At 50.5% G+C, this 12,039-nt stretch carries 2 protein-coding genes; both read right to left on the bottom strand.

Annotated features, from left to right (window positions below; all coding sequences use genetic code 11):
- Positions 1-228: 228 nt before the first annotated feature.
- A complete protein-coding gene (locus U868_RS25260; RefSeq protein ID WP_162817213.1) occupies positions 229-10,128 on the bottom strand; it encodes an invasin domain 3-containing protein in 9,900 nt (3,299 codons plus the stop codon).
- Between the two features lie 881 nt (positions 10,129-11,009).
- Complete coding sequence (locus U868_RS0105855; RefSeq protein WP_025152469.1) at positions 11,010-11,978, bottom strand: hypothetical protein; 969 nt, start codon at positions 11,976-11,978, stop codon at positions 11,010-11,012.
- Positions 11,979-12,039: the final 61 nt, after the last annotated feature.

Raw genomic sequence — 12,039 nt, 5'->3', positions numbered from 1 at the left:
TTTTATTACCTTTGCCACAAAATGGAATACGTACTTACAACATATTATTAAAATTTTACTCCTTAAAATAATACTAAATCAGATGACAAAACCAGAACATTATTCATATAAATCAATAACCACCAAGATAATTAACCATAATCATATCGTTATCACAAAATAAAGAAGCCACAGACATTTCTGCCTGTGGCTTTTATTATTGTTACTGATTAATAGTAACCTTTCTTATTAAGTTGGCTCAACTGATGTTACCGTTCCTTTTGGTACTACCTGAACCTCATTATTCTCATCAACAATAATATCAAATACAATCCATTGTGCTTTCGCAGGTACAACCACATCCGGTGCATCAAAACTCATCATCCTGGATGTTCCTGACTTCAGGACTAAATCCTTATTCAGGAAAAGCAAGACTTTCGCTGTTGATAATTTAGCATCAGCACCTGCGGAGTAGCGTTTAACAAAGTAGGTATAAGTCCCCTTATGCCCTTTCCTGATCGTAATCGTTTCGACCCCGGGTGGACTTTGCTGATCTTTATCCAGTGATGCATCCGCACCCGCCGGATCTTTAGAGCCGGAAGGGTAGTAAACATGGATTCTTGATCCTCCCCCGACAGGCGGAACCAGTAAATGCGCATCCAGATCGTTAGGTGCTTCACTCCACTGCAGAATAATACGGCCGAACTCTGTGCCCAGCGCCGGAGATAGCGCAAACTTAAAGTTGGTATCCGCACCGCTCTTCACGACCATAAAGTCATCGTAGTCGTCGTAATTATTCGCAGTGATCTTAACTGCATACTTTCCGCCAACCAGATCGACCTTAAACTTACCGGTTGCATCCGTTGTCGTCTCGAACAGCAATTCTGTTCCATCTACCGAGAAGATCTTAACGTGTGCTCCGTTAACCGGCTTATCTCCGGCTGCAATCGCATCAATCACCAGCACTGACGTTGAGAACAGCTCTTCAAAGGAAACTTCCTTATCCGCTTTAACCGTCTGGCTTCCCTGTGCAGCACTGATCACAATGTCATAGACCGGTGTCTTGGTACTGGTCAGTTTGACAGTCGCATTACCCGCTGCATCGGTCTGCTGTGAAGTCTCAGATAATTTAGCTGAAGTACCGGCCGTACTGGTCCAGTTAACGGTCACACCACTCACCGCGTTGCCGTTCGCATCACGGACTTCGGCAATAAATTCAAAAGAATCCGTGCCGTTGGCAATCTTCCGTGTCAACGCACCGTTGAGTTTCACATTTGTGATAGTCGCTGTTGCGGCATCACCTGTCAGCGTGACGGTCACAACCGCAACCGGCATCTCAGTTCCGTTAACGGTTACTGTCAGCGGAGCATCACCGGCGGTTTTCCCTTTCAGGGTCGCGGTATAGGTACCGTCCTGGTTATCCGTCACGCCACTGAAGGTGGTACCACCGAGTGTGGTACTGAACAGCACCGTCTGTCCGGCAACCGGGTTATCGTTGGCATCTTTCAGCGTCAGCTTCAGCGCTGAAGTCGCCGTGTTATTTGCCACGATAGTCAGCGGTGTTGCTGTCAGCACGGATTTATCCTTATCCAGATTACTGCTGTCTGCTGTCAGTTTCACCGTAACAGATGCAACTTCCAGTACATTACCGCCCACAGTGACTTTAATCTCCGCATCACCGGCTTTGGTCCCTTTCAGGGTTGCGGTATAGGTACCGTCATGATTATCCGTCACCGTACCGAACGTGGTGTTGGCCAGCGTGGTGCTGAACAGCACGGTCTGTCCCGCAACCGGGTTATCATAGGCATCCTTCAGGGTCAGCGTCACCTCAGAGGTCGCGGTATTGTTTGCCACGATAGTCAGCGGTGCTGCTGTCAGTGAAGATTTATTTTTATCCAGATTGGAACTGTCCGCTGTCAGTTTCACCGTGACCGGTGCCACCTCCAGTACAGTACCGTTGACAGTCACTTTCAGTAACGCATCGCCGGCTTTGGTCCCTTTCAGGGTCGTCGTATAGGTACCGTCCGGATTAGCCACCACAGTATCGAAGGTGGTGTCTGCCAGGTCAGTACTGAACAGCACGGTCTGTCCGGAAACCAGGTTACCGTTGGCATCTTTCAGGGTCAGTTTCAGCGCGGACATTGTGGTGTTGTTTGCCACAATAGTCAGCGGATCTGCTGTCAGGACAGATTTATTCTTATCCAGATTACTGCTGTCCGCCGTCAGTTTTACCGTTACCGGTGCCACTTCCAGTACCGCACCATTGACGGTCACTTTCAGTAACGCATCGCCGGCTTTGGTCCCTTTCAGGGTCGCGGTATAGGTACCGTCCTGATTATCTTTCACCGCACTGAAGGTGGTATCAGCCAGGCCGGTACTGAACAGCACTGTTTGTCCCGCAACCAGGTTGTCATTGCCGTCTTTCAGGGTCAGTGTCAGCACGGACTCTGTTGCATCATCCGCCACGATAGTCAGCGGTACTGCAGTCAGCAATGATTTTTCCTTATCGAGATTACTGCTGTCTGCTGTCAGGGTGACCGTTACCGGTGCCACCTCCAGCTCAGTACCGCCGACAGTCACTTTGATAACAGCGGCCCCGGCTGTTTTACCCTGCAGGTTTGCCGTATAGGTACCGTCCTGATTATCGGTCACTGTACCGAACGTGGTATTGGCCAGGCCGGTACTGAACAGCACGGTCTGCCCGGTCACAGGGTTATCGTTGACATCCTTCAGGGTCAGTTTCACCAGAGACGTCGTGGTATTGTTTGCCACGATAGTCAGCGGATCTGCCGTCAGTGCCGACTTACCTTTGTCCAGGTTATCCTGGTCGCCGATCAGTTTCACTGTCACCGGTGCCACTTCCAGCACCGCACCATTGATGGTGACTTTCAGTAACGCATTCCCGGCTTTGGTCCCTTTCAGGGTTGCCGTATAGGTACCGTCCTGATTATCCGTCACGCCACTGAAGGTAGTATCAGCCAGGCCGGTACTGAACAGCACAGTTTGTCCCGGAACCAGGTTGCCGTTGACGTCTTTCAGCGTCAGAGTCAGCGCGGACTCCGTGATATTGTTTGCCACAATAGTCAGCGGTACTGCGGTCAGTGAGGATTTACCCTCATCCAGATTACTGCTGTCCGGTGTCAGGGTGACAGTGACCGGTGCCACTTCCAGCGCATTGCCGCCCACGGTCACTTTGATCTCCGCAGCCCCGGCAGTTTTACCCTTCAGGAGCGCGGTATAGGTACCGTCCTGATTATCTTTCACCGCACTGATGGTGGTTCCGCCGAGCGTGGTACTGAACAGTACTGTCTGTCCGGACACCAGGTTACCGTTGACATCTTTCAGTGTCAGCTTCAGCGTGGATTCCGTTGCGTCATCCGCCACAATACTCAGCGGAGTCGCTTCCAGAACAGATTTATCGTTATCCAGATTTGAACTGTCCGCTGTCAGGGTGACGGTGACCGGTGCCACTTCCAGAGCATTACCGCCCACAGTGACTTTAATTACTGCATCACCGGCAGTTTTGCCTTTCAGGGTCGCGGTATAGGTGCCGTCCTGATTATCGGTCACTGTACCGAATGTGGTGTTGGCCAGTGTGGTACTGAACAGCACGGTCTGACCGGAAACCAGGTTACCGTTGGCATCCTTCAGGGTCAGTTTCACCTCAGAGGTCGTGGTATTGTTTGCCACGATGCTCAGCGGTGCCGCTGTCAGTGAGGATTTATTCTTGTCCAGATTACCGCTGTCCGCAGTCAGTTTCACCGTGACCGGCGCCACGTCCAGCACCGCACCATTGACGGTGACTTTCAGTAACGCATTCCCGGCTTTGGTCCCTTTCAGGGTCGCAGTATAAGTGCCGTCCTGGTTATCTTTCACCGCACTGAAGGTGGTGTCTGCCAGGTCAGTGCTGAACAGCACAGTCTGACCGATCACCGGGTTGTCATTCACATCTTTCAGGGTCAGCGTCAGTGACGAGGTCGCGGTGTTGTTTGCCACGATGCTCAGCGGTGCCGCTGTCAGTGAAGATTTATCCTCATCAAGATGATCCTTATCCCCGATGAGTTTCACGCTCACCGGTGCCACTTCCAGCACCGCACCATTAACGGTCACTTTCAGTGCCGCCGTACCGGATTTGGTCCCTTTCAGTGTCGCGGTATAGGTACCGTCATGGTTATCTTTCACCGTACTGAACGTGGTGTCTGCCAGATCAGTGCTGAACAGCACCGTCTGTCCCGGGATCAGGTTACCGTAAGTATCTTTCAGGGTCAGTTTCAGTGAAGACGTCGCAGTATCGTCCGCCACGATGGTCAGCGGAGCCGCAGTCAGTACTGACTTATCTTTATCCGGATTAGCGCTGTCCGGTGTCAGAGTAACCGTTACCGGTGCAACTGCCAGTCCGGTGCCGTTAACAATAACCGTCAGCGGAGCATCACCGGATTTGGTACCTTTAAGGGTTGCGGTATAGGTGCCGTCCCGGTTATCCGTTACGCCACTGAAGGTGGTATCTGCCAGTGTGGTGGTGAACTGAACAACTTGTCCGGAAACCAGGTTACCGTTGACATCTTTCAGCGTCAGCTTCAGCGTGGATTCCGCCGTACCATTCGCCACAATATTCAGCGGCGCCGCTTCCAGGACAGATTGATTTTTATCCAGGTTACCGTTATCCGCTGTCAGGGTAACAGTCACCGGAGCCACTTCCAGCACCGCACCATTGACGGTCACTGTCAGTAATGCGTCACCGGCTTTGGTCCCTTTCAGCGTTGCGGTATAGGTACCATCATGATTATCCGTCACGCCACTGAAGGTGGTTCCGCCGAGTGTGGTGCTGAACAGCACCTGCTGTCCCGGAACCAGGTTACCGTTGGCATCTTTCAGGATCAGCTTCAGATCCGATACCGAGGTATCATCCGCCACAATACTCAGTGGTACTGCCGTCAGCGAGGATTTGTTTTTATCCAGATTGGTGCTGTCCGGTGTCAGAGTGACAGTAACCGGCGCCACATCCAGCGGATTACCGCCCACGGTCACTTTAATTACTGCATCACCGGCGGTTTTCCCTTTCAGGGTCGCGGTATAGGTGCCGTCCTGATTATCAGTCACTGTACCGAACGTGGTGTTGGCCAGCGTGGTGCTGAACAGCACCGTCTGTCCGGACACCAGGTTACCGTTCCCGTCTTTCAGCGTCAGCTTCAGTGCTGAAGTTGTGGTGTCATTTGCCACAACGCTCAGCGGAGATGCTTCCAGGACAGATTGATCCTTATCCAGATTACCGCTGTCCGCAGTCAGTTTCACCGTTACCGGTGCCACTTCCAGCACCGCACCATTAACGGTCACTGTCAGTAATGCATCACCGGCTTTGGTCCCTTTCAGCGTTGCGGTATAGGTACCGTCATGATTATCCGTCACGCCACTGAAGGTGGTGCCGCCGAGCGTGGTACTGAACAGCACCTGCTGTCCCGGGACCAGGTTACCGTTGGCATCTTTCAGGGTCAGTTTCAGATCCGATACTGAGGCATCATCCGCCACAATACTCAGCGGTGCTGCAGTCAGCGAGGATTTGTTTTTATCCAGATTGGTGCTGTCCGGAGTCAGGGTCACTATCACCTGCGCAACAGGCAGTTCCGTACCGTTCACGGTCACTTTCAGTGCCGCATCACCGGCGGTTTTCCCTTTCAGGGTCGCGGTATAGGTACCATCCTGATTATCCGTTACGCCACTGAAGGTAGTGCCGCCAAGCGTGGTGCTGAACAGTACTGTCTGTCCGGACACCAGGTTGCCGTTGGCATCTTTCAGTGTCAGTTTCAGCGCTGAAGTCGTGGTGTCGTTGGCCACAATGCTCAGCGGAGATGCTTCCAGGACAGATTGATCCTTATCCAGGTTACCGCTGTCCGCTGTCAGTTTCACTGTCACCGGAGCCACTGTCAGCACAGCACCGTTCACAGTCACTTTCAGTGCCGCATCACCGGCGGTCTTACCTTTCAGCGTTGCGGTATAAGTACCGTCCCGATTATCCGTCACGCCACTGAAGGTGGTGCCGCCGAGCGTGGTACTGAACAGCACTGTCTGTCCCGGAACCGGGTTATCGTTCCCGTCTTTCAGGGTCAGCGTCAGTGATGAAGTCGCAGTGTCGTTTGCCACAATACTCAGCGGCGCTGCGGTCAGTGACGATTTGTCCTTATCCAGATTGCTGCTGTCTGCCGTCAGTTTGACTGTCACCGGTGCGACGGCAAAAGCCTTACCGTTCAGCGTGACGCTGATTTGTGCATTACCGGATTTGGTGCCTTTCAGGGTCGCGGTATAGGTACCGTCCTGATTATCCGTTACTGTACCGAAGGTGGTGTCTTTCAGCGTTGTGCTGAACAGAGCAGTCTGCCCCGCCACCGGGTTGTTATTCACATCCCGCAGCGTCAGGGTGATTGCGGATGTCGTGTTACCGTCCGCCACGATAGTGTCCGGTACAGCTGCCAGTGAGGATTTACCCTTATCCAGGTTACCGCTGTCTGCGGTCAGTTTTACACTCACCTCAGCGACGGCCAGCACGGCATTATTCACTGTGACTTTGATTTTTGCGGTTCCGGATTTAGTCCCCTTCAGAGTGGCAGTATAAGTACCGTCTGCATTATCTCTTACCGCACTGAATACGGTATCTGCCAGCGTGGTGCTGAATACAACTTCCTGACCGCTCACGGCATTATCGTTCGCGTCTTTCAGGCTCAGGGTCAGCGTTGAAGACGTCTTGCCATCAGCCACAATCGTGTCAGGAACAGCAGTCAGCTGAGATTTATCACCACTCAGGTTACCGTTATCCGCGGTCAGTTTTACGGTGACCGGTGTAACTGCGAATGCTTTTCCGTTCAGCGTGATGCTGACCTTCGCATCCCCGGCTTTAACACCTTTCAGTGTCGCGGTGTAAGTACCATCCGGATTTTCGGTCGTACCGCTCACCGTTGTTCCCGCCAGCGCGGTTCCGAAAACCACAGTCTGGCCCGGGATCAGGTTCCCTTGACGATCTTTTAAGATGAAATGCAGCGTTGATGTTGTCTGTCCGTCTGCCACGATCGTCATCGGATCAGCTGTCAGCGAGGATTTCTGAGCATCAGGGTTCGCACTGTCTGCCTTAAAGGTGACAGTAACAGAAGGCTCACTGGTGTTAATCTTCGCTTTAACCGCAACCTGTACCGCACGGGTACTGGTCAGGCTGAAGGTTACTTCACCCTGCTCATTAGTCAGCAGTGATTGTGAAGCCGGAGACGCACCATTATCCGCAGTGAAAAGAACGGCCACATACGGCACAACGTTACCCTGTGCATCGGTGACAATCGCTTTCACACTGTTGACGGATGTACCATCCGCTGCGCTGTTATCTGCGGTTATCGTGAGATTTGATGCCAGAATTTCCGCTGTCGAGCTGTCCGCTGTAAACATCACGGTTTTTGATGCGGATTTGGTATTGACCTGTGCAGTGACTTTAGTGTTACCCGCACGGGTATTTGTCAGTTCAAACAGTGCATTACCGTCCGCATCCGTATTGATCTGCATCTGAGACGGAAGTGCACCGTGATCGGTGACAAACTGCACCGCGATCCCCGGAACCGGGTTATTGTAAGCATCAACAATGGTCGCTCTTACACTGTTTGCTGCCGCACCATCCGCTTTCTGATTATTGGTGACGATAACCAGGCTTGCATCCGTAATGGTTGCTGTGGTTTCATCCGCCACAAATTTCAGTGCGCGTACCGCATCATCGCCGTTAATGCTGAAGGTATAGTTATCAGAACCGGCTTTGGTATTGCTGATACTGACACGCAACTGACCACGGCTGTCTGTCAGACCACTGACCGGCTGGGTCTGATAACGGGCTGTTCCCGGCACTTTGATGGTGACCGGTGCACCGGCTAACGGGTTATTGCGGCTGTCAGTGACAGTCACCAGAACCTCATTTTTCGCTTTACCGTCGGCTTTCGCCCCATCCTGAGTCACGACCGCACTCTGGATCTTCGCGGTACTGATATCCGCGACAAACTGCGAGGTCACACTCTTCGACGTGCCCGTACCCTCTACCACCAGTTTTGAATCCCCGGCAGTTTCACTGCTGAAACGGATAGTGACCTGGCCGTTATCATCAGTCTGCTGGTTCGGATCGGTGACTGTTGCGCCGTTATCCGCTCTGGCCGTTAACGGGAAGTTTTCCACCTGGTTATCGAACTGGTCAGTCACCGTTGCCACGGCGATATTTTTCGCCTGGCCGTCAGCCACCGCTTTGTTATTGGTTAATTCAAGCGTTTTAATTTTTGCGGTACTGAGATCCGCAATATAGACGATCGATTCCGTACGGCTGTTACCGTTACGCATCTTGGCTTTCAGCAATCCTTTACCTGCGGATTTACTGATGATTTTCACGGTCGCCATGCCGTCCGGCCCGGAGATCACGGTCAGGGTCTGGCCGCTGTTGCCGTCTGCATCATAAATGGTCACCCCTTCCGGATTTTTCAGCCCAGACACACTGAAGGTCACCGCTTTATCCGCCAGCACTTCGCCCTTGTCATTCTGTAACAGCGCCACCGCGGTGAACTGATCACGGTTATTCGCCACCAGTGACTGGTTCGGCGTAACGGTCAGCTGAGTAACGGTTTCCACCGACGGGATCACATTCACCCACATTTCTGCGGTGTTGGACGGATTGCCCTCGTTATCCTCACCGACCACCGTCACACGGTAGCCCTGCGGCCCGCCGTTACGATCCATAAAGACATATTCCGGCAGAGTAATATCCGCCGTGGTCAGCCCGGTCTGTCTGATTTCACCGCCGTTTGCCAGCAGTTCAGGTGCTGACCAGCGCAGCGATTTCAGGCCGTATTTGGCCTTCAGCACACTGACCGTCACCGGATGCGTCTGTGCCGCTTCACCGTGCAGTGCCGGCGGCAGGGCGATCCGCAGCAGTTCCTGCTTACGGTACTGCATCACGATGTTGTAGTTTCTGTCGACAAAGTCGTAACGGTTACCCGCCAGGTTACGCATCAGATCAACATTGTCAGTATCCAGCTGCTGTGATAACGGCACGCCGAAACGGTAGGAAAGCTCCATACCGACCTGGCTGTCATTGGAATCACCACGGGAGGTCTGACCTTTAAACGTGATCAGCGGGAACGGGGTGTAACTGAGCCCGAGGGTGGAGACCGACGGGTTACTTTTCAGTTCACCGGAAGAGGTGGTACTGGCCAGGCTGACGCCGTCGCCGAAGTACTGTTCATATTTTGCAAATGCGCCTACCTGCGGATAATCAGGCAGATAGCCCTCCGCACGGATATCAAACCCGTTAGCCGGGCGTTCGTCGTAATCGCGCATTTCATGCAGTGTTGACTGGTGCCAGTCAGTTACCCTGAAGTAGCCGTTAGCCGCAAACTTCAGGTAGTTGGCCCATAACTCACCGCCGACACCGACCCGCGAGTTACTGCCGGTGATATCGTAGTCATAAAAGCTGTTCACGCCCCACATCCAGCCATCTTCATACTGACGATAGCCCAGACCGAGGTTGGTGGTGGTACGTTCTTCATTAGCGCGAAGCCCGATCTGTGAGAAGAACAGGCTGTTCGGGTTATCGATTAACGGCACCAGGACATCAGCATCACCGGTTTTATTACTGCCGAACTGGATGCGGGCATGGCCCACCTGGTTCAGCCAGTCATTAACCTGCTGGTTCAGCAGGTTTTCACCGATACCGCGCACATAACCGAGGGATGCATCCACCGCATCATCTGCGGAGAGGATCTGCCCTGCCTGTGAGGCATTGCCTGCCAGACGGGCTTCACTCTGCGCCGCGTCATCTTCCGGAGAGATATCCGGCAGACCGAGGGTCGGCAACGCACTGAAGATATCGTCAGTCCGCACCGTGTTATCACGCGGTGCAGGGTTTGCCGGGTCCGGCAGTGTGCTGACACTCATCGGGAACGGCATACCGTTCTGTCCGGAGATAAAACCGTTATTCGAACCGGCCGGCATCACACCGTATTCACTGCCGGACGGCATCTCAACGGTAAATCCCTCACCGCTCAGCTTACTGCCGGAGGTGGTTTTTCCGTCCTGCGGTTTCGGAAGCGGAGCCTGAGATGTATCCATCAGTGCATTAAGTCCGTCAAATGTTTCTGACATGATTAATGCATCGTTTTGCTCTGCCGCCTGCGCAACAGATAATGTTGCCGTCGACACCGGAAAAAATAACTGCAAAAAGAGCAACAGATAGGCTGTTACCCTTTTTGTTTTTGAGTAATACGAAGTCACAGGCATGAATACATCCCCGAAAGTAAGATTAAAGCCATAAATTAATAATCAGAAAACACTCTTTCATTATTTCCGCTAATAAGTTCAATCACCGGACACGTTATAAAAATATGTTATTTTTTACTCCCACTAAATGTTTACACATCAAGGGAGTATTTATTTCTTATTGCGTTAATTAATCAGGACGTTATTGCGGTATAAATACACACACCCGCCACCTGTCAAAGGCAGCAGGAAATAAGAGTATCGCCTTGCCGGATTTAATATAAGCAATCAATTTAAATACTTATTATTCGAGTTACACACGCACTATTGAAAGTAAACAATAAGACATATTTTTACATCATTACACAGTATACACAGGGCTCAAAAACAGGTCAAAAACAGACAATAACCATTAACAATCAATGCGTTAAAAAAAATAACAACCAATATAAACCCGAATTACTCCTTCAATGGATTTTTATTTAATTATTTTTTACAAAAAAAAGTAAATACAGACACCCTCAAGGAGTAGATATCATTAATAAATAGCAAATAAAATTATCATTACTTATTATCAGAGTTGATGTTACATTTTATTAAAACATAACAACTCACAAATACCAGTTAAAGGCGTTTAAGTTAATGGTGACTAACTGAGGAAATAAAAAGAAAACACCGTTACCTGATACGGACGATCACTAATACAGTGATACTCATTTAGTGTCCGTCCGTACAGCTGAGTTATTGCACTGATTCTTCCGGGGTTATTATTTAATCTCTGTTGATAACGGGAAGTTGCAGTCAAATGAAACCGATGTTTGCGCACTTCCTGAAGGTGATGAGACATAAAATCCCAGAAATGCTTCCGGAATTTTAAAATTCTCGTCCTTCGTCGAGAATCCCTGAATAGTCATCTTATTCGTTGACGATGACGGTGAGGTTGTTCCGGCATTATTACCGAATAATTTACAGGTCAGCTGAGTGTCGCCATCAGCCGCTGTTTTATCCAGAACCTCATACTTCAGCGTGACATCTTTTGATATTGCGGTTGAAAGCCAGTTAACACAGTCAACCGACACATTATCCACATCATAGTTATAAGGCAGTATTTTCTGATTGGCTGCACCATCATACAAATACAGATTATCCTCAGATAATGACGTTTTAACCGATATGTCTTTGCTGGTAAATTCACAGGCAACCTGCAAATCTTTCATCGTCGTAAAATCTAATGTGTTATTGGTATAACCTGTCTCTGCATAATCTTTACATGTTGACGGTGAATCTGCATTGCAAACGCGCCCCGCCGATGACGTATCGACTGTATATCTGTTGTTGCCGCCGGTCAGTGACGTAATATCTTCACGCGGAATCTCAACAAGCTGCGTTAAATCAACACCATGAGCCTCTGCCACCCGTAATGCATTATAATGAGATGTCGCACTCATCAGTTCCTGATCAAAACTGCCGTCTCCCCGCAAATCAACAAAGCCGGTTTTAATTACTTTACTATTACCGCCGGATGTCACTTTATAATTCAGCACACAGGATTCCAGCTTATTATTTGTATAAGTGCTTCTGCATGTATTTTGATGAAACTCATGACTGGCCAGATATTTATGAACCAGTTCAAATGAAAATATCCTGGTGGTCGTTTTTACATTTTCGACCACATAATGTGCATACGCATTGCCCGACAACACAACCAATGCCATGGCAATTATTTTATTTTTCATTGCATTACCCTTATAAAAACAGAGCTGAATTGCCGGTACAATATTTATACCGGCAATTCAG

It is taken from the genome of Morganella morganii H1r (assembly GCF_000633515.1).
Taxonomy (GTDB): Bacteria; Pseudomonadota; Gammaproteobacteria; order Enterobacterales; family Enterobacteriaceae; genus Morganella; species Morganella morganii_B.
Note: the sequence above shows the minus strand (reverse complement) of the source record. Positions and strands in the feature narration are given on the sequence as shown.